Source organism: Sulfitobacter guttiformis (assembly GCF_003610455.1).
In the GTDB taxonomy this organism is placed as follows: Bacteria; Pseudomonadota; Alphaproteobacteria; order Rhodobacterales; family Rhodobacteraceae; genus Sulfitobacter; species Sulfitobacter guttiformis.
The window spans coordinates 2,435,500-2,454,069 of sequence record NZ_RAQK01000001.1; the positions used below are offsets into that span (position 1 = coordinate 2,435,500).

17 protein-coding genes are annotated in these 18,570 nt (G+C 56.8%); 5 read left to right on the forward strand and 12 right to left on the reverse strand.

The window, feature by feature from the left end:
* The first annotated feature begins 22 nt into the window (after positions 1 to 22).
* Entirely contained in the window at positions 23 to 2,668 is a 2,646-nt protein-coding gene (locus C8N30_RS11815; protein ID WP_025061179.1) for a TIGR02302 family protein, read from the forward strand.
* Between the two features lie 55 nt (positions 2,669 to 2,723).
* Here the strand turns inward: C8N30_RS11815 and C8N30_RS11820 are convergent, their stop codons facing one another.
* Complete coding sequence (locus C8N30_RS11820) at positions 2,724 to 3,557, reverse strand: zinc-ribbon domain-containing protein (protein WP_025061180.1); 834 nt, start codon at positions 3,555 to 3,557, stop codon at positions 2,724 to 2,726.
* A gap of 163 nt (positions 3,558 to 3,720) precedes the next feature.
* Between C8N30_RS11820 and C8N30_RS11825 the strand changes: the two genes are divergently transcribed.
* The 4 genes from C8N30_RS11825 to C8N30_RS11840 are packed head-to-tail and all read left to right on the forward strand — an operon-like array spanning position 3,721 to position 6,632.
* Positions 3,721 to 4,398: a cell division ATP-binding protein FtsE gene (locus tag C8N30_RS11825; RefSeq protein ID WP_025061181.1), complete on the forward strand. Its 678-nt coding sequence runs from the start codon at positions 3,721 to 3,723 to the stop codon at positions 4,396 to 4,398.
* Positions 4,395 to 5,303, forward strand: coding sequence for a cell division protein FtsX (locus C8N30_RS11830; protein WP_025061182.1), 909 nt, complete (start codon positions 4,395 to 4,397; stop codon positions 5,301 to 5,303). Before C8N30_RS11825 ends, C8N30_RS11830 begins: the two co-directional genes overlap by 4 nt.
* A complete protein-coding gene (locus tag C8N30_RS11835; RefSeq protein WP_037967773.1) occupies positions 5,300 to 6,040 on the forward strand; it encodes a lysophospholipid acyltransferase family protein in 741 nt (246 codons plus the stop codon). The genes C8N30_RS11830 and C8N30_RS11835 overlap by 4 nt, the downstream gene beginning before the upstream one ends.
* The gene (locus C8N30_RS11840) at positions 6,027 to 6,632 is read left to right on the forward strand and encodes a pyridoxamine 5'-phosphate oxidase family protein (protein WP_025061184.1); all 606 of its coding nucleotides are present in this window, start codon (positions 6,027 to 6,029) and stop codon (positions 6,630 to 6,632) included. The genes C8N30_RS11835 and C8N30_RS11840 overlap by 14 nt, the downstream gene beginning before the upstream one ends.
* A gap of 15 nt (positions 6,633 to 6,647) precedes the next feature.
* Here C8N30_RS11840 and lpdA read toward each other — a convergent pair whose 3' ends face one another.
* The 11 genes from lpdA to C8N30_RS11895 all read right to left on the reverse strand — a co-directional run bounded on the left by lpdA (position 6,648) and on the right by C8N30_RS11895 (position 18,570).
* The gene (gene lpdA / locus C8N30_RS11845; RefSeq protein WP_025061185.1) at positions 6,648 to 8,036 is read right to left on the reverse strand and encodes a dihydrolipoyl dehydrogenase; all 1,389 of its coding nucleotides are present in this window, start codon (positions 8,034 to 8,036) and stop codon (positions 6,648 to 6,650) included.
* A gap of 108 nt (positions 8,037 to 8,144) precedes the next feature.
* Positions 8,145 to 8,534 (reverse strand): MAPEG family protein, encoded by a 390-nt coding sequence (locus C8N30_RS11850; RefSeq protein WP_025061186.1) that lies wholly within the window; start codon positions 8,532 to 8,534, stop codon positions 8,145 to 8,147.
* A complete protein-coding gene (locus tag C8N30_RS11855) occupies positions 8,534 to 8,797 on the reverse strand; it encodes a hypothetical protein (RefSeq protein ID WP_025061187.1) in 264 nt (87 codons plus the stop codon). The genes C8N30_RS11850 and C8N30_RS11855 overlap by 1 nt, the downstream gene beginning before the upstream one ends.
* Entirely contained in the window at positions 8,788 to 9,246 is a 459-nt protein-coding gene (locus C8N30_RS11860) for a hypothetical protein (protein WP_025061188.1), read from the reverse strand. The genes C8N30_RS11855 and C8N30_RS11860 overlap by 10 nt, the downstream gene beginning before the upstream one ends.
* A 51-nt stretch (positions 9,247 to 9,297) precedes the next feature.
* Positions 9,298 to 10,872 (reverse strand): 2-oxoglutarate dehydrogenase complex dihydrolipoyllysine-residue succinyltransferase, encoded by a 1,575-nt coding sequence (odhB, locus tag C8N30_RS11865; RefSeq protein WP_025061189.1) that lies wholly within the window; start codon positions 10,870 to 10,872, stop codon positions 9,298 to 9,300.
* 2 nt (positions 10,873 to 10,874) lie between these two features.
* Complete coding sequence (locus C8N30_RS11870; protein WP_025061190.1) at positions 10,875 to 13,832, reverse strand: 2-oxoglutarate dehydrogenase E1 component; 2,958 nt, start codon at positions 13,830 to 13,832, stop codon at positions 10,875 to 10,877.
* Positions 13,833 to 13,909: 77 nt separating this feature from the next.
* Positions 13,910 to 14,797 (reverse strand): succinate--CoA ligase subunit alpha, encoded by an 888-nt coding sequence (sucD, locus tag C8N30_RS11875; RefSeq protein ID WP_025061191.1) that lies wholly within the window; start codon positions 14,795 to 14,797, stop codon positions 13,910 to 13,912.
* 152 nt (positions 14,798 to 14,949) lie between these two features.
* Positions 14,950 to 15,429, reverse strand: coding sequence for a hypothetical protein (locus C8N30_RS11880; protein ID WP_025061192.1), 480 nt, complete (start codon positions 15,427 to 15,429; stop codon positions 14,950 to 14,952).
* A 5-nt stretch (positions 15,430 to 15,434) separates the two neighbouring features.
* Positions 15,435 to 15,959, reverse strand: a complete 525-nt coding sequence (locus C8N30_RS11885) for a hypothetical protein (protein WP_025061193.1) — start codon at positions 15,957 to 15,959, stop codon at positions 15,435 to 15,437.
* A gap of 5 nt (positions 15,960 to 15,964) precedes the next feature.
* The gene (gene sucC / locus C8N30_RS11890) at positions 15,965 to 17,158 is read right to left on the reverse strand and encodes an ADP-forming succinate--CoA ligase subunit beta (protein WP_025061194.1); all 1,194 of its coding nucleotides are present in this window, start codon (positions 17,156 to 17,158) and stop codon (positions 15,965 to 15,967) included.
* 365 nt (positions 17,159 to 17,523) lie between these two features.
* Positions 17,524 to 18,570: a MaoC family dehydratase gene (locus C8N30_RS11895; protein ID WP_037967776.1), complete on the reverse strand. Its 1,047-nt coding sequence runs from the start codon at positions 18,568 to 18,570 to the stop codon at positions 17,524 to 17,526.

Consider the following 18,570-nt stretch of genomic DNA (forward strand, 5'->3'; position numbering starts at 1 on the left):
GCGCTGCCTTTGAGAGGTTACCATGGTTCAATTCACGTCCGATGATTTGAAACGTACGCTGGAAGGTTTGCGCCGTCCTTTATGGTTAACCCGCTCAGGCATGCGCGCGGAAGGACTAGTGCGCAGTCTTTGGCCTCTTTTGACTGTCATTCTGCTTGCGCTGGGGGCTGCAATGATGGGCCTCCACGAGGTTTTGCCGCTCGAAGCGATATGGGGCTTTGTCGGACTTACGGTGGCGGGGGCGATCTGGGCGTTTGTCTATGCCGCGCGTCATTGGTCATGGCCCTCAACCGCAGATGCAATGGTGCGACTGGATCAAAGCATGCCAGGGCGGCCGCTAACCGCTCTTCTGGATGATCAGGCAATCGGTGGCGGCGACGATGCTTCTGCTGCGGTGTGGCGTGCGCACAAGCGGCGGATGGCGGAACGCGTTGCGCGGGCGCAGGCGGTGCCAGCAGATTTGCGCGTCTCGTCGCGCGATCCTTACGCGCTGCGATATGTTGCAGTTTTAGCCTTCGGTGTTTCGCTGGTATTCGGATCGGTCTGGCGTGTCGGCACCGTAGCCGAAATGGCTTCCGGCAACCAGGGCAGTGCACTATCGGCGGGGCCTGTTTGGGAAGGTTGGGCAGAGCCGCCGCGCTATACTGGTAAACCTACATTGTATCTTAATGATCTGGCGGAGGGACCGCTGGAGCTGCCAGTTGGGACCTTAATCACGATGCGCTTGTACGGCGAGGTTGGCGCGCTGACGGTCACGGAAAGCGTATCTGGTGTTGCTGCGACAGCAGATGCGGAGGCGTCGCCGCTGATGGCTTTTGATTTCAAGGTGACACAAGACGGCACAATGGCCATCGACGGACCCGGTGCACGTAGCTGGGATGTGACTGTGCGTGCCGATCAGGCGCCAGAGATTGTCATTCTGGGTCTTCCCGAAGTTGCGGCCATGGGCGAGATGCGCCTGCCGTTTGCAGCCAAGGATGATTACGGTGTCGAAGCAGGTGAGGCGCGTATCATGCTCGATCTCGCCTCCGTTGACCGCTCCTTTGGTCTGACGCCTGATCCTGATGCGAGGCCTGAAGTTATTGTGCCGCTGCCAATGCCGATTTCGGGCGATCGTGCGGCGTTCGAGGAAAATCTAATCGATGATTTTTCCGAGCACCCTTGGGCCAATTTGCCGGTAATCGTCGCGATGACCGCTCTTGATGCAGCCGAGCAGCAGGCCCAAACCGCGCCGATGCAGATGACCCTGCCGGGACGCCGGTTTTTTGATCCTACCGCGGCCGCGATCATCGAAATGCGCCGTGATATCTTGTGGAGCCGTAGCAATGCACGCCGGGCTGCACAGGTTTTGCGGGCGGTGAGTTATGTTCCCGAGGAGGCGTTCCGCTCCGAGACGACAGCCCTGCGGCTGCGCAAACTGATCGGCCGGATGGAAACCTATGCACGATACGGATTTGACGAAGAAAACCAGAATGCGCTAGCGCAGGATTTGTGGGATCTGGCGCTGGACCTGGAAGAAGGCGATCTGGAGGACGCCCGCGAGCGGATGAAGCGTGCCCAAGAACGGCTGAATGAAGCGATGAAGAACGGCGCCTCGGATGAAGAGATTGCAGAGCTGATGCAGGAGCTGCGCAGGGCAACTGATGATTTCATGCAGCAACTCCAGCGAGAGCAGGCGCAGCGTCAGGATGGACAGGAACAACAGCAAGGTCAGCAGCAAGGCGAGAGCATGCAGATGACGCAGGATGATCTGCAACGCATGATGGACCGCATTCAGGAGTTGATGGAAGAGGGCCGGATGGCCGAAGCCGAGCAGGCGCTGCGAGAGCTTCAGGAGATGATGGAAAACATGCAGATGGCCGAGGGCCAGCAAGGCCAAGGCGGGCAACAATCGCCGGGCGAGCAGGCTATGGAAGGTCTGGCAGAGACCCTGCGCGATCAGCAAGGTCTGAGCGATCAGGCCTTCCGCGATCTGCAAGAACAGTTCAATCCTAACGCCCAAGCAGGCGAGAGCCAGCAGAATGAAGGCCGCAATGGCGGGCAGGGTCGCGGCGAAAGTCACGAGGGGCAGCAGGGTGAGGGCGAAGGCCAGCAGGACCGGCAAAGCGGTGAGCAAGGCGGCGGTGGCGAACAGCGTGAAGGCGAAGGCAATGAGGGCCAGGCCGAAAGCCAAGAACAAAACCTTGCAGAGCGCCAACAGCAGTTGCGCGACGAGTTGCGTCGTCAGGAAGGGCGCATGCCCGGGCGAGGCACCCCCGAGGGCGATGCGGCACGGGATGCATTGGGACGTGCTGGCGAGGCCATGGATCAGGCAGAGCAGGACCTGCGCAACGGCGATCTTGCAGAGGCGATCGATAATCAGTCACAGGCAATGGAAGCACTCCGGGACAGTATGCGGTCCTTGGGGGAAGCGTTGGCACAAGAGGAGCGGGGCCAGCAACCGGGGCAAGGCCAGCAGCAGGGAGACCAGCGTGCAAATAATCGCGATCCGCTGGGCCGTAATCAGGGCAGCAACGGCGCTACGGGCAGTGACGAGCAGGCGGACCTGAATGATGATGCCTATGGCCGCGCACGCGAATTGCTTGATGAGATCCGTCGCCGTTCAGGCGAGGCGGCAAGACCGGAAGCTGAGCGTGACTATCTAAACCGCCTTCTGGATCGGTTCTAACCGAAAAATACCGCCAGTAGACTTGCAAAACACCTTGGCTACTGGCGGTAGAAAATCAGCTGCCGCTGCCTTCGGCGGCTGTATCCAGAGATTTGAGCAGGACCTGCACTTTCGCATCCAGCCAACTGCGGCCTTCGTCTATCACGCCTACGTAGCTGTTCAGGGGCCCTTCAAGAGCGGGCACGGCTGCCGATAGTCGCGGGGCGAATATATAGATCACCGCAAGCACAGCAAAGATCAAAAGCATGGTTACGAAGCCTGTACGAAAGCCTTGACGCTTGCGTGTGTTGCTGGGGGCCTCGATAACGGGACCAAGGTCGGCAGAGCCGCCGCGCCCAGCGTCTGAGCGCAGGGTGGAGTTGATTTCTTCGATATCCGGTAACAAGTCGCGGCGCGAGCCGACAACAGGGGGCGCTTGCGGTTTTGGTGGCGTAGATCCGGCTGTTGGCACGTGGGGCGTCTCTTTACCGCGCATACGGGCCATGCGGTCACGGGCCTCGCGCGCACGTCTTTCTGTCTCGTCCTCTTCACGGCTGTCCTCAAGCTCCATCCCAAGATCGGGCTGGCTCTCCAGTCCGTCCGCACGCAGGTTACGGCGCGCGGCCTGTTCTGCTTCGGCCTCCTGGCGCAATATATCCGCGACTGCGGGATCGAGTTGCTTGCGCTGCGGGCTTCCTGCGGGGGGAGGGGGCGGCGGCGGCGGCGGTGCCTGCTCTTCATCCGGTGCGGGCGCATCAGTAAGACCGGACTGGTCTGTCGGAGTGTTGTCAGGGTGATGCTGGAACCATGTCTGGCCACAGTTCGAGCATTGAACATCACGCCCCGCAAAAGGCATCACATCGTCTGGCACTTCATACTGTGCATCGCAATTTGGACAGATAAGTCTCATTTCACGCCCCGAAACACCGGTCTTTGACCTTATTTTCAATTGTTAACATACCTTAGAGCGTATGTTGCTGCGCGAAAAGTGCAATCTACCACGTTTGCCCTGTGGCTACGGATTGAAACCCGAGCGATGCTGGGGCACAACAGGTTAACCGGAGGAACCCGCAGTGATTGAGCTGGAAAACGTAGCCTATAGTTATAGCGGGGGGGAGTTGTTGTCCGACATCTCGCTAAAGCTCGCGCCGGGATCTTTTCATTTTCTGACAGGGCCCTCGGGATCGGGGAAAACCACGCTGATGAAGCTGTGTTATGGCGCGTTGCTGCCGACTGCGGGATATGTGCGGCTGTTTGATGGCGACGTACGGACACTCACACGCGATGATGTGGCGATGGTGCGCCGACGCGTCGGCGTTGTGCATCAGGATTGTCAGTTTCTTGATCATCTGTCGGTGGCACAGAATATCGCACTTCCGCTCCATGTGTCTGGCCGCAGCGGTGAGGCGGACGGTGAGGATCTTGATGATCTGCTCCATTGGGTCGGCCTGACCGAGCGGGCAAATGCCCTCCCAAACGAGCTGTCGGGCGGGGAGCGGCAGCGTGCGGCACTGGCGCGGGCGGTAATAATGTCGCCCGATGTAATACTCGCGGACGAACCTACGGGCAACGTTGACTGGGACATGTCCCAACGCCTGTTGCGTCTCTTGATCGAGTTGAACCGGATGGGAAAAACAGTGCTTATCGCAACCCATGACCTGAGCCTGATCCGCGCCACAAAGGCGCATGTGCAGGCCCGTGTTTTACGCATCGCCAATCGCCGGATCCAGCTTGCTGGAGCGGACCTTTGAGCCGCCTGCTTACACTTTTGCGCAATGCTGTGCGGCCCGATGCACAAGCTGACCGCGTTGTCCCGCCATCTGGCTTCACTGCCCAGCTCACTCTGTTCGCGGCGGGAGCTATGGCATTTCTGGCGGTCTTCGCCCTTGCACTTTCGCTTGCTGCGGGCCGACTTGCGTCGCAATGGGGTGAGGAGTTGGCGCGCTCGGCTACGATCCGCATTGCCGCACCAGCAGACCAGCAGCAGGCCCAGACCGATGCGGCCCTGCGTATTCTGGAGACGACACGCGGCGTTGCGCAAGCGCGGGCGCTGAGCAATGATGAACAGGCGGCATTACTCGCGCCGTGGTTCGGCGCCGAACTCGCCTTGGATACTTTGCCAGTGCCACGCCTGATCGAGGTGATCGAAACTGCCGAGGGGATGGACGCAGCGGGCCTGCGGCTACGCCTTGCCGCAGAAGTGCCTGGTGCAGTCCTCGATGATCACAGCCGCTGGCGCGCCCCTTTGGTCAAAGCGGCATCGCGGCTCAAAACCCTTGGATATGTATCAATGATCCTGATCACGACAGTAACGGCGGCGATCGTTACCCTTGCAGCGAACGCAGCCCTTGCAGCCAATGCGCAGGTGATCGCGGTGCTGCGATTGGTCGGGGCCGTGGACAATTATATTGCGCAAGCCTTCATCCGGCGATTTACCCTTCGCGCGCTTGTGGGGGCGACGGTAGGAACGTTGCTGGGGATGGTTGCGGTACTCCTGATGCCCGGTGGCTCTGATGAAACGGCCAGCTTTCTGACTGGGCTCGGCTTCAAGGGTCTGCATTGGCTCTATCCGCTGTTAATCCCGCCCCTTGCCGCTGGTGTTGCTTACATCGCGACGCGCACGGCCGCGCGCCGCACCTTGGAAGGACTTACATGAATATCGTGCAATGGATCCGCTCGATCCTGTTCTCGGCACAAGCAACTGTGATGTTGCCGGTGATTGGCCTACTCTATGCGCCATGGGCAATGGTTTCCAAGCGGGGCGCCTACGCGGGCTGCCGCGCCTATGCGCGCTGGGTGATCTGGAGCGCGGGATGGATGATCAATTTGCGCTGCGAGGTGCGTGGCACACCGCCTGACATGGGTTGCCTTGTCGCGGCTAAACATCAGTCGTTTCTCGATATTTTGATGATCTACAATGCTTTACCTGCGGCGAAATTCATCATGAAAAGCCAGCTGCGGTACTCCCCTTTTCTTGGGCAATACGCCGTTAAAATGCAGATGGTTTTTGTGGACCGTGGCAAAAGGGGCGCCGCGATTAACAAGATGCTGGCAGATGTAAGAGCGGGCGACCGCGAACCGGGTCAGCTTGTCATCTATCCGCAAGGCACACGCTCTGCGCCGGGAACGGTCATGCCTTATAAGGTTGGCACCGCAATCTTGTATGAGCAACTGAAGCAGCCTTGCTACCCCGTCGCCACAAATGCCGGGGTATTTTGGCCGCGACGCGGTCTTTATCGCCGCGCCGGTGTGGCGGTTGTTGATTTTCTACCGCCGATTTCACCCGGAATGGGGCGTGATGCTTTTGTCGCGACCTTGGAAAAGCAGATCGAGGCCGCTTCAACCAAGTTGTTGGAAGAAACTGGCGTTGGGCATCTGTATGGACCGAATTGAGAGTATCGCAGCGCTTGAGGCCCTGTATGGCACGCCGGGGCAGGCATCACTGCGCAAAGTAGCGGATCACCTGACATCCCAGTACCTCAAGTGGATCATGGCGTCCCGATTGTGCATTGTGAGCACGGTCGGGCCTGAAGGCACAGACGGCAGTCCCCGCGGCGATGAAGGCCCTGTTGTACTTGTGTTGGACGAAAAGCGGCTCGCTTTGCCTGATTGGCGGGGGAACCATCGGCTGGACACCCTGCGCAATGTAGTTTTGGACGGGCGGATCTCTTTGATGTTTATGGTGCCGGGTTCAAACAACGTCGTTCGTGTTAATGGCTCCGCATGGCTCACGGATGATGCTGGCTTGAGGAAGCGGTTCGAGAAAAAAGGACATCAACCATCGACAGTTATCATCATCGAGATTTCAGAGGTCTATAGCCAGTGTGCCCGTGCGTTGATGCGGGCGCAGACATGGGCAGGCGAGGACTTCAGCGCGGATTTGCCGACCATGGGTGAAATATTGGCGGAGGCAAGTAACGGCGTTGAGGGTGGCGCAGAGTATGACGCCGCTTGGGCGCCACGCGCGGCCAAAACCATGTGGTAGGCCGCGCGCGTTGACTTACATGTGGATTGCACCGTCGCCACAGGCGAGTGCCGCTTCACGCACGGCTTCGGAATAGGTGGGATGAGCGTGGCAGGTCATTGCAAGATCCTGCGCCGATGCACCGAATTCCATTGCAACGCAAACTTCGTGGATCAGGTCACCGGCTGAGGGGCCAATGATATGACAGCCAAGGATGCGATCGGTTTCTTTGTCTGCCAACAGCTTTACAAAGCCGTCACCGGCAAAATTCGCCTTGGCACGGGCATTCCCCATAAAGCTGAATTTACCCACCTTATACGCGCGGCCCGAGGCTTTCAGCGTTTCTTCGGTCTCGCCTACGTTGGCAACTTCGGGGTGGGTGTAGATGACGCCGGGGATCAGGGAGTAGTTCACGTGCCCGTGCTTACCCGCGATTTGCTCGGCCACGGCCATGCCTTCATCCTCTGCCTTGTGGGCAAGCATCGGTCCTTCGATCACATCACCAATGGCATAGATGCCATCAACGGATGTCGCCCAATGGTCGTTGACCTGAATTTGACCACGGTCGGTCATGGTCATGTCGAGTGCATCGAGGCCGAGGCCTTTGACAAATGGACGGCGGCCAGTGGCGAGCAGAACGGTGTCCGCCTCAAGCGTGTGCTCGCTATCGTCCTTGCGCAGCTTGTAGGTCACTTTGGCCTTTGATTTAGCTGTTTCCGTCGATTGAACTGCGGCCCCCATTATAAATTCAATGCCTTGCTTTTTCAGCATCTTCTGGAATTGCTTGCTCACTTCGGCGTCCATGCCAGGGGTGATATTGTCGAGATACTCCACAACAGTCACCTCGGAGCCAAGGCGCGCATATACCGACCCAAGCTCGAGGCCGATAACGCCGGCGCCAATCACGACCATTTTCTTGGGCACTTTGCCAAGTTCAAGCGCACCGGTCGAAGTAACGACAGTTTTTTCATCAATCTCCACACCTTTGAGGGGAGCAGGCTCCGATCCAGATGCGATGATGATGTTCTTAGCCTCATAGAGGTCATCACCCACTTTGACTTTGCCGGCTTCGGGGATCGTGGCCCAGCCTTTGATCCAGTCGATTTTGTTCTTTTTGAAAAGAAATTCGATACCTTTAGTGTTGGTATCGACGGTGGATTGTTTGTACTTTTGCATCTGGGGCCAGTCCACGGAAGGCGACTTTCCCTTGAGCCCCATCTCGGCGAAGTTATGTTCGGCTTCGTGCAACATATGGCTCGCGTGCAAGAGTGCCTTTGAGGGGATACAACCCACATTGAGACAGGTACCGCCGAGTGTTTCGCGACCCTCGACACAGGCAGTTTTCAGGCCCAGTTGTGCGCAGCGGATCGCAGCGACATAGCCGCCGGGGCCGGATCCGATAATGATGACGTCGTAACTGGACATGGGGGTCTCCTTGGACAATTTTGGTAGGTGCGTACTGTATCGGGTTGGTACACATCTTATACACCGTGAAGGCAAATTATTTTGGTCTCACAGTGGCGGAAGCAAATTTCAGATCAGCGCCGCGGTCAGCATCGCGACAGTAGCGAGCAAGCCAATGAACCAGATAACCGAACGCCATGGTGCGAGGCCAAATACATAGGCGGGCACATAGAGGATACGGGCACCGAGATAGATGTAGGAGCAGGCGGCTGTATAGGATGTATTCTGCCCCGACAGCTGGGTCGCAAGGACAGCGATGGTGAACAGGATCAGTGCCTCGAAATGGTTGTTCATTGCGCGCTGCAAACGGCCTGCGGTGCCAGTGAGCTGTATAGGATTGTCACGCGGTCCTGCGGCCTTCTTCGGGCCGACTTGCTGGATAGACGTTGCGGAGTAGGCGCTGAACTGTAGCACCTGCAAAAGGGCCGCGAGAGTGAGGACGGTAAGTTCAGGAGTCATTATGCTGTCTTTATGAAAAAATGGCTGGCATGGGTGACAGTATTGGCGTCATCGCTGTGCAACGCGTTAGAACGGGTGATCCACGCATTCGCTTTTGCGCGGTCGTTGACAGACATAAGCGCGAAGGCATGTGTGGTGCTGTCGGCATCGCACCAGATTTGCAGTACGCTAAGACCTGCGTCGCGGCGGGCTTCGTCATCGGCGTTGAAGGCAGTTTGCCATGCGGAGAAATCGGTTACCTCAAAGTGGGCGATCAGTTGCATAATTTTTCCTTTCGCTGTTCAGGACGCGGCCGCACCGGTCCAAACGGTTTACCAAGAAATATATATCCCATGACATAAAGCATTGTTCCGCAAACTACGACAGGAAGTAAAAGCACAAGCCAATCACCAAAATTCACCATTGTCGTATTGTTTGCCAGAAGGTTGGTCTTTGCAATAAAGACCAAAGCGAAAATACCATGGCCGTAAACGATCAAAAGAGCAATCATGCTGGCCCAACGCCCAGCTGCAAGACCGAAGTCAAACCGGCTGGCAGGCAAGGTTGTACGCAGCACAATTAAAACCAGAGCAATAAACAGCGGTCCAAAGGGGAAAAGCCCAAGCAGGAGATTAGCCTGATAGGGTAGAAAACCCAGTACGATAGCAGTCGGAGCGCCAGCCAGACAAATGAGATAGGCAAGAGTGATCCAGTCAAGCGCTGCCGGTCTCATAACGGGGTCCTTTGGATAGGAAAGGCGACACGCGCCTTTCCCGATTGATGTTTACAGATCCATCAGCAAGCGACGCGGGTCCTCAAGCGCTTCTTTTACACGCACAAGGAATGTCACAGCGCCTTTGCCGTCAACGATACGGTGATCATAGCTCAGCGCGAGGTACATCATCGGGCGAATGACGACTTGGCCATTGATCGCCATCGGGCGGTCCTGAATTTTATGCATGCCCAAAATGCCGGACTGTGGCGGGTTCAGGATAGGAGAAGACATCAGCGAGCCATAAACGCCACCGTTCGAGATGGTGAAGGTGCCACCCTGCATATCTGCCATCGAGAGCTTTCCATCACGCGCTGCGGCGCCCTTTTCGGCAATAGCTTTTTCGATTTCGGCAAACGACATTGCGTCTGCATCACGGATAACAGGCACGACAAGGCCGGTGGGTGTACCTGCGGCAATGCCCATGTGAACGAAGTTTTTGTAAACCACGTCAGTGCCGTCGATTTCTGCGTTAACCTCTGGCACTTCGCGAAGCGCATGCACGCAGGCCTTTGTGAAGAAGGACATGAAGCCGAGTTTGACACCATGTTTCTTAAGGAACAGGTCTTTGTACTCGTTGCGCAATTCCATCACCTCGGTCATGTCGACCTCGTTGTAGGTTGTCAGCATTGCTGCGGTGTTCTGGCTCTCCTTGAGGCGGCGCGCGATAGTCTGGCGCAAGCGCGTCATCTTCACACGCTCTTCGCGGCTGGCATCTGATGCTGCAGACGGCGCACGGGGGGCGGCCGCCGCTGCCGGAGCAGAAGACGATTTTGCCGAGGCAAGCGCTTTTGCAACGTCGTCTTTCATCACACGACCGTCACGGCCTGTGCCCGTGACCTGATCGCGGCTGACGCCGGCCTCTGCCATTGCTTTCTTGGCAGAGGGTGCATCCTCGATATCCTTTGAACCGGTTTGAGGCTTTTGCGCTGCAGGGGCAGGTGCCTCTTCCGAAGCGGGCGCTGATGCTGCAGCACCTTCACCCGACGAGATCACAGCAAGCTTTGCTTTTGCGTCGACTGTGTCACCCTCGGCTGCGAGTATCTCTGTCAGGATGCCTGCGGCGGGGCTGGGGACCTCCACGGAAACCTTGTCAGTTTCCAGTTCGCATAGCATTTCATCCTGCGCGACCGCATCGCCGACCTTTTTGAACCATGTGGCCACTGTCGCTTCGGACACAGATTCGCCCAAGGTCGGGACCATGACGTCAACCGTTTCGCCACCTTCGCGAAGCTTTACATCAACAGCTCCGGCATCAATTGACTTTGGCGCTTCTTCCTCAGCAGCAGGCGCACTTGCGCTTTTTGTTGCATCATCTTTTGCTTTTGGCGCCGCTTTCGAACCTGCGTCACCTTCAGACACCATCGCGAGCAGGGCATCGACGCCAACTGTCTCGCCTTCGGCTGCGATAATTTCCGACAGGGTACCGGCAACGGGGCTCGGTACTTCGACAGTGACCTTGTCGGTTTCCAGCTCACAGAGCATTTCATCAACAGCGACAGTATCGCCTGCTTTTTTGAACCATGTGGCGACCGTGGCTTCGGTAACGGATTCGCCCAGAGTAGGGACGCGGACTTCGCTAGACATGATCAGGATCCTTTAACGGTAAGCGCATCATCGACGAGCGCTGTTTGCTGTGCTTTGTGTTGTGAGGCGAGGCCGGTGGCAGGAGATGCCGAAGTCACGCGGCCGGCATAATCCGGGCGCCCGTGTTTGGCTTTGATGCGGCCCAGAACCCATTCGAGGTTAGGCTCGATGAACGTCCAGGCGCCCTGATTTTTGGGCTCTTCCTGACACCAGACCATCTCAGCGTTCTTGAACCGCTCCAGCTCCTTGACCGCAGATTGGGCAGGAAAGGGGTAAAACTGCTCGAAGCGCAGGATATAGACGTCATCAATGCCACGGGCGTCACGCTCTTCCAGCAGGTCATAGTAAACCTTGCCGGAGCACATGACGACGCGCTTGATCTTATCGTCGGCAACCAGCGTGGTTTCCGAGTTGCCTTGCTGCGCGTCATCCCACAGCACACGGTGAAAGCTGGAGCCGGTGGTGAACTCTTCGGCTTTGCTCACAGCTAATTTGTGGCGGAGCAGGGATTTGGGCGTCATCAGCATCAATGGCTTGCGGTAACTGCGGTGGAGCTGGCGGCGCAGGATGTGGAAATAATTTGCCGGAGTGGTGCAATTGGCCACGATCCAGTTATCACCGCCGCACATGGTTAAGAACCGCTCAAGGCGGGCGGAGGAATGCTCCGGTCCTTGTCCCTCATAGCCGTGAGGCATGAGGCATACGAGGCCGGACATGCGCAGCCATTTACTTTCGCCGGAACTGATGAATTGATCGAACATGATCTGCGCGCCGTTTGCGAAATCACCAAACTGGGCTTCCCACAGCGTCAGCGCATTCGGCTCTGCAAGCGAGTAGCCATATTCAAAGCCCAACACAGCATATTCTGACAGCATCGAATCGATTGCCTCGTATTCGGCCTGTCCTTTACGGATATTATTCAGCGGGTAATACCGGTCTTCGGTATCCTGATTGATCAGGGCGGAATGGCGCTGGGAGAATGTACCACGTGTGCTGTCCTGCCCTGACAGGCGGACCTTGTACCCCTCGGTGAGCAAAGAGCCGAATGCGAGTGCCTCAGCGGTGGCCCAGTCAATACCGGTACCGCTCTCGAACATCTCGGCTTTTGCCTCCATCAGTCGTGCGACTGTTTTGTGAACGGGATATCCGTCTGGAATAGTACTAAGTGCTTTGCCCACATCCGCCATTGTCTCGGGGGCTATGGCGGTCTTGCCGCGCTGGTATTTCTTTTCGGTTGGGCGGCCCATATTGGCCCACTTCCCATCAAGCCAGTCGGCCTTGTTCGGGCGGTATTCTTTGCCGGCTTCGAACTCTTCGTTCAGCCGCGCCTGAAACTGCGCCTTCATGTCCTCTACTTCGCCCTCAGGAATGAGGCCGTCCTTTACCAGACGGTGAGTATAGAGCGTCAGCGTGGTTTTCTGTTTCTTGATCTTTTTATACATGACGGGGTTCGTGAACATCGGTTCGTCCCCCTCGTTATGACCAAAGCGGCGATAGCAGATCATGTCGATCACCACATCTTTGTGGAACTTTTGGCGGAATTCCGTAGCAACGCGGGCAGCATGCACCACCGCCTCTGGATCATCACCGTTGACGTGGAAAATCGGCGCTTCGACCACGAGCGCGTTATCGGTGGGGTAGGGCGAGGATCGCGAGAAATGCGGCGCTGTGGTAAAGCCGATCTGGTTGTTCACAACGATGTGCATGGTGCCGCCTGTGCGGTGACCGCGCAGACCCGAAAGCGCAAAACATTCGGCCACAACACCTTGGCCGGCAAAGGCGGCGTCACCGTGAAGCAGGATGGGCATTACAGCGGTGCGGTCTTTATCGCCCAACTGGTCCTGCTTGGCGCGAACTTTGCCGATGACGACGGGGTTCACCGCCTCAAGGTGGGACGGGTTTGCCGTAAGAGACAAGTGAACAGCATTTCCATCAAACTCGCGGTCGGAGGAGGCTCCAAGATGGTATTTCACATCACCGGAACCGTCGACATCTTCGGGCTTGAAACTGCCGCCCTGAAATTCGTTGAAAATGGCGCGATAGGGTTTTTGCATCACGTTTGCCAATACTGACAAACGACCGCGGTGTGGCATGCCGATGACGATGTCGCGCACACCAAGGCTGCCACCGCGTTTGATGATCTGCTCCATTGCGGGGATCAGGCTTTCGCCGCCATCGAGGCCGAAACGCTTGGTGCCCATATATTTGACATGCAGGAATTTTTCGAAGCCTTCTGCCTCGACCAGCTTGTTCAGGATCGCTTTGCGCCCCTGTTTGGTGAACTGGATTTCCTTGCCGTAGCCCTCGATCCGCTCCTTAAGCCATGCAGCCTCTTCGGGGTTGGAAATGTGCATATATTGCAGAGCGAAAGTACCGCAATAGGTCGCTTTGAGGATGTCTGTGATCTGGCGCATGGTTGCGATTTGCAGGCCGAGCACGTTGTCGATGAAAATCGGGCGGTCCATGTCTGCTTCGTTGAAACCGTAAGATGCCGGATCAAGCTCGTTATGGGTGGTGATTTCGCGCATGCCCAGAGGATCAAGATCAGCAGCGAGGTGACCGCGGATACGGAATGCGCGGATAATCATGAGCGCCCGGATGGAATCGAGCACCGCACGCTGGATCTGGTCATCCGAGACCTCGATGCCCTTGGCGGCTGCCTGTGCCGCAATTTTGCTGCCCGCTGCTTTTGCCTCGACAGGCCATTCGCCTGTCAGCGCATTCGTCAGATCGTCGTGCGGCATCGGGGGCCAGTCTGTGCGTGCCCACGATGGACCCGTAGCCTCCGCTTTTACATCGTTTCCATCATCGCCAAGCGCTTTGAAAAACTCTTGCCAGCTCTCGTCAACGGCCGAAGGGTCGTTGGCATAGCGCGCATACATCTGCTCCAGATACTCCGCATTATGGCCCTGCATAAAAGAGGAGGCGTGGAACTGGTCGTTGGCGGGATGGTCGGTCATTGCGAAGCCTCGCTTGAGATCAACTTGACGATTGGGTGAAGGAAAGTCGTGGGGGGATTGCGCCCCCCACAAAAAGTTTAGCCTTTGTTAATGGCTTCTTGGACGGCTTCGCCAAGGGTGGCGGGGCTGTCTGCTACAGTGATGCCTGCTTCGCGCATCGCGTTGATTTTGCTCTCTGCATCACCTTTACCGCCTGCAACGATGGCACCTGCGTGGCCCATGCGGCGGCCCGGAGGGGCAGTGCGGCCCGCGATGAAACCTGCGGTTGGTTTCCAGCGACCCTTTTTACGCTCGTCCGCGAGGAATTGAGCGGCCTCTTCTTCGGCGGAACCGCCGATTTCACCAATCATGATTATCGAGTGCGTTTCAGGGTCGGCAAGGAACATTTCCAGCACGTCGATATGCTCTGTGCCTTTGATCGGATCGCCGCCGATGCCGACAGCTGTGGACTGGCCCAGGCCTAGATCGGTCGTCTGCTTTACCGCCTCATATGTGAGCGTGCCCGAGCGCGAGACAACACCACATGAGCCGCGCTTATGGATATGACCAGGCATGATGCCGATTTTGCAGGCGTCTGGCGTAATAACACCAGGACAGTTGGGGCCGATCAGGCGGGATTTGGAGCCATCCAGTGCGCGCTTGACGCGCATCATGTCGAGAACAGGAATGCCTTCGGTGATGCAAACAATCAGCTCCATCTCGGCGTCGATCGCTTCAAGAATGGAGTCGGCGGCAAACGGGGGCGGCACGTAGATCACTGTGGCATTGGCCTGTGTGACATGGCGTGCCTCGTGGACAGAGTTGAACACGGGCAAGCCGATGTGGTTCTGGCCGCCTTTGCCGGGTGTCACGCCGCCAACCATTTTCGTGCCATAGGCAATCGCCTGCTCGCTGTGGAATGTCCCCTGAGAGCCGGTGAGGCCCTGACAGATTACGCGTGTGTTCTCGTCGATAAGTACGGCCATTGGGGCGTCTCCTTATATATGTTGACGGCTGTGCCGCCCCTTACGTCTGTTTCTTTCTTCGCAAATGCCTATGCTGCGGCATGCTCGAAATTCTGGATATGGTTCGGGACAATCGCGCGCCCCTTAACCGGTGATCTGTGTCTGCCCAGCGATCAGCTTCGCCCCGCTGGGCCGTCGATATAAAGTTCTTTGCCCGCTGCCGTTCCGTCAACGGCGATGCAATAGTTCTCAACCAAGCGCCGCGACCCGAAACCGATCTGGGCCGTTCCCGACTTGAGGGTGTAGAAAACGAAAACAACATCCTCAAAGGCCGCTAAAGGCAATTTTCCGAAGACAGCATCACCAAAGAGACCACTGTTGATCACTGCTTGCACTCGTATGTTGTTGGAGCTGCCGGCTGCACAATAGGTGTCAAATAGGGATTTTGTCTGAGTGGCACCTGATGATTGTCCAGATGCTTTGGCAGTCAGGGCCCGCACAGCGCCCGTTGAAGGGTGCACTGCTTGGGGGCCGTCGCGCACCTCAAGCATTTTGGCGTCTGAACAAGCCGCAAGAGCGATGACCGCAATAAGTCCGCAAAGAACACCCAGCGGGCGCCTCTTGAGTACACATTTATTTACGCTCTGGTACATTGGGGTCATCTTTTCGTTTCACTCAATGGAATAAGTCGTTCGACATTTATAAATGTCTCTTGTCCGGCGCCGTAACTGCGCACGCCAATCTGAACCACTGCAATGCGGTCAGGATTGAGTTTGGCAGCGCCAAATTCGATTGCACCTTCTTGCATACTGAAACCTGCCGGGACGTCGGTTGCGCGCGATGCCAAGCCTTCTTGTTCCAGACCTATCGAAAGCCACTCTGCTGCTGTCGCGATGTCAGAGCCTTCGAACGCAACCTCGCAGCGGCGATCCGTACCCGGTGTCATCTCGCGGCCCGTAACCGGAGAGGGAGCGACAGAGGAAAGTGGACGCAGATCGTAGAAATCTATCCGCGCTCCCGAGGGCCCAACCTTGGCCCGCGCTTTTTCCGCGGTCAAATACGGGCTGAAACAATTGTCGGCAAATGCCTTGCCAACGGTTGCCGCATCTTGTGCCGCCACAGCGCTGCCCGCCGCCAAAGCGGCGATCAGGCAGACTGTAACTGAGGAAGATGCGGCAAACATATGGATCAGCCTTTGACGGCTTTCACGATTTTCTGCGCGCCATCTTTGAGGTTCTCAGCCGCAATCACATCGAGGCCGGAATTGTTAATGATGGCCTTGCCCTCTTCAACGTTTGTTCCCTCAAGGCGCACAACCAGCGGTACTTTAAGACCTACTTCTTTCACAGCGGCAACAACGCCTTCCGCGATAACATCACAGCGCATGATGCCGCCGAAGATGTTTACGAGGATGCCTTTGACCTGAGGGTCTGAGGTGATGATCTTGAAGGCTTCGGTCACTTTCTCTTTGGTGGCACCGCCACCTACGTCGAGAAAGTTGGCAGGCTCGGCACCGTAAAGCTTGATGATGTCCATGGTGGCCATCGCAAGACCAGCACCATTCACCATACAACCGATTTCACCGTCGAGCGCGATGTAGTTAAGATCGTACTTGGAAGCTTCCAGCTCTTTGCTGTCCTCTTCTGTGGTATCACGCAGTTCAGCCACTTCGGGCTGACGGTACATCGCGTTACCGTCAAAGGACACTTTCGCATCGAGCACTTTGAGATCGCCGGAATCTGTGACGATCAGCGGGTTGATTTCAAGCATTTCCATATCGCGCTCAATGAACGCTTTGTAGAGCAGTCCCATCAGGCTCACGCACTGCTTTACAGCTTTTCCTGTGAGACCAAGTTCGAACGCAATGCGGCGACCGTGAAATGCCTGAAATCCAGTTGCGGGATCGACTGAAAAGTTGATGATTTTCTCTGGCGTGTTTTCCGCGACTTCTTCGATGTCCATGCCACCCTCGGTGGAGCAGACAAAGCCTACGCGCGATGTTTCGCGGTCAACCAACAGTGCAAGGTAAAGCTCTGTTTCGATACCGGAGCCGTCTTCGATGTATACGCGGTTGACCTGCTTACCTGCTGGTCCGGTCTGGTGCGTGACCAATGTGCGGCCCAGCATTTTCTTCGCTTCCTCGGCGGCCTCGGCCACGGACTTTGTCAGACGAACGCCGCCTGCTTCCCCGGCACCGGCCTCTTTGAACTTGCCTTTGCCACGGCCACCTGCGTGGATTTGCGCCTTTACCACCCAGAGCGGGCCGCCCAGCTCTGCTGCGGCGGATTTTGCGTCTTCGGCTTTGAGCACGACACGCCCGTCCGAGACTGGTGCGCCGTAGCTGCGCAGGAGAGCTTTTGCCTGATATTCGTGGATGTTCATAAGCGACGGTCCCGTCTTTGGTTCAGATTTATGCGTGGTATACGCAAGGTGCGTAATAATTCCTGAACAGCATTTCCCAGCCAGAGGTAATAATCCAGTGCAAAGTGACATTTGTGATCACGCAGGAAATTTGTGTGATCACAAAATGATGGATATCAGCGGAAAACTGCGTGACCGTGCGGGAGACTGGTCACCTTTTTGCAAAAGATAGAATTAATCTTCCTCAAAAGCGGCGCAAAATATGAAATTCAGGGTTGTTCGGGGAAGGTGTGCCAAGTGCCAAACCGGATTCGATGCGGCTATGCCTGTCCATAGAGTTATAGGAAAGGTTGGCCTGCGAAAATCGGAACGCAGGCCAACGTTGTTTAGAGAGGCATCAGCGCCCAATAGTCGAGATCGAGCAGGACCGTAGGCAAGTATTTGCCATCCTCACTGCGCAGGGCGAATGCTTCGCCTCCTTTAGTTGCGACCAGACGCAAGCGGATCGCTCCAACGCCGGGGGCAGAAGTTTCCGCTTTGTCGAGCACCTCGGACCATGCGCGGATGGTGTCGCCCGCAAGGCAGGGATTGGCATGTGCGCCGCCATTGAGGCCCACAACCATTTGCGCATTTGCCAGCCCATTGAAGGACAGCGCACGCGCCATAGAAATCACGTGACCGCCATAGATCAGGCGGGTGCCATCGGGGCGCGCGGACGTGTCGAAATGCACCTTGGCCGTGTTTTGCCAGAGGCGGGTGGCCATCATATGTTCGGCTTCTTCAATGGTGACGCCGTCGATGTGGTCTATTTTCTCGCCTATATCATAATCTGCCATGCGGTGCGCTTCTCCTGAAAGCGCAAAGTTGTAGCTGGTAAAGTCGAGACCTTCGGGGATCACAAGATCTGTCGCCTTGATCGCATCCGTGAGGGGGGGCACGACCGTTTCGGGGGCGGGCGCGCTGGTGTCGCGTTTGCGAACCATAACCCAGCGGACATATTCCATCACAGGCTGGTCGTGCTGGTTTAATCCAGTTGTACGTACATAGAGTACGCCGGTTTTTCCGTTCGAGTTTTCCTTCAGGCCGATAACTTCAGATTCGGAACGGAGGGTGTCACCGGGCCAAACTGGCAGCAGCCAGCGCCCTTGAGCGTATCCAAGGTTGGCCACAGCGTTTAAAGATACGTCGGGCACGGATTTCCCGAACACGACATGAAACGCGATCATATCGTCGAGGGGGCTGAAGGGGAGGCCGCAATCTTGGGCAAATTTGTCTGAAGAATAGAGCGCGTGGCGTGCGGGGTAGAGGGCATGATAAAGTGCGCGTTCGCCCATTTTGACAGTACGCGGCACAGCATGGGTTAGGATTTGACCGATCCGGTAATCCTCAAAGAAATTACCGGCGTTCGTTTTAGGAGCGTTGGTTTTCATCAT

Excerpts from the sequence above, each read along its gene's own strand:
- lpdA (WP_025061185.1), bottom strand. The coding sequence starts at position 8,036 with ATGTCCAGTTACGACGTCATCATTATCGGATCCGGCCCCGGCGGCTAT.
- C8N30_RS11820 (WP_025061180.1), bottom strand. The coding sequence starts at position 3,557 with ATGAGACTTATCTGTCCAAATTGCGATGCACAGTATGAAGTGCCAGAC.
- sucD (WP_025061191.1), bottom strand. The coding sequence starts at position 14,797 with ATGGCCGTACTTATCGACGAGAACACACGCGTAATCTGTCAGGGCCTC.
- sucC (WP_025061194.1), bottom strand. The coding sequence starts at position 17,158 with ATGAACATCCACGAATATCAGGCAAAAGCTCTCCTGCGCAGCTACGGC.
- C8N30_RS11885 (WP_025061193.1), bottom strand. The coding sequence starts at position 15,959 with ATGTTTGCCGCATCTTCCTCAGTTACAGTCTGCCTGATCGCCGCTTTG.
- C8N30_RS11835 (WP_037967773.1), top strand. The coding sequence starts at position 5,300 with ATGAATATCGTGCAATGGATCCGCTCGATCCTGTTCTCGGCACAAGCA.
- C8N30_RS11840 (WP_025061184.1), top strand. The coding sequence starts at position 6,027 with ATGGACCGAATTGAGAGTATCGCAGCGCTTGAGGCCCTGTATGGCACG.
- C8N30_RS11815 (WP_025061179.1), top strand. The coding sequence starts at position 23 with ATGGTTCAATTCACGTCCGATGATTTGAAACGTACGCTGGAAGGTTTG.
- C8N30_RS11880 (WP_025061192.1), bottom strand. The coding sequence starts at position 15,429 with ATGTACCAGAGCGTAAATAAATGTGTACTCAAGAGGCGCCCGCTGGGT.
- C8N30_RS11895 (WP_037967776.1), bottom strand. The coding sequence starts at position 18,570 with ATGATGAAAACCAACGCTCCTAAAACGAACGCCGGTAATTTCTTTGAG.
- C8N30_RS11870 (WP_025061190.1), bottom strand. The coding sequence starts at position 13,832 with ATGACCGACCATCCCGCCAACGACCAGTTCCACGCCTCCTCTTTTATG.
- C8N30_RS11860 (WP_025061188.1), bottom strand. The coding sequence starts at position 9,246 with ATGAGACCGGCAGCGCTTGACTGGATCACTCTTGCCTATCTCATTTGT.
- odhB (WP_025061189.1), bottom strand. The coding sequence starts at position 10,872 with ATGTCTAGCGAAGTCCGCGTCCCTACTCTGGGCGAATCCGTTACCGAA.
- C8N30_RS11850 (WP_025061186.1), bottom strand. The coding sequence starts at position 8,534 with ATGACTCCTGAACTTACCGTCCTCACTCTCGCGGCCCTTTTGCAGGTG.
- C8N30_RS11855 (WP_025061187.1), bottom strand. The coding sequence starts at position 8,797 with ATGCAACTGATCGCCCACTTTGAGGTAACCGATTTCTCCGCATGGCAA.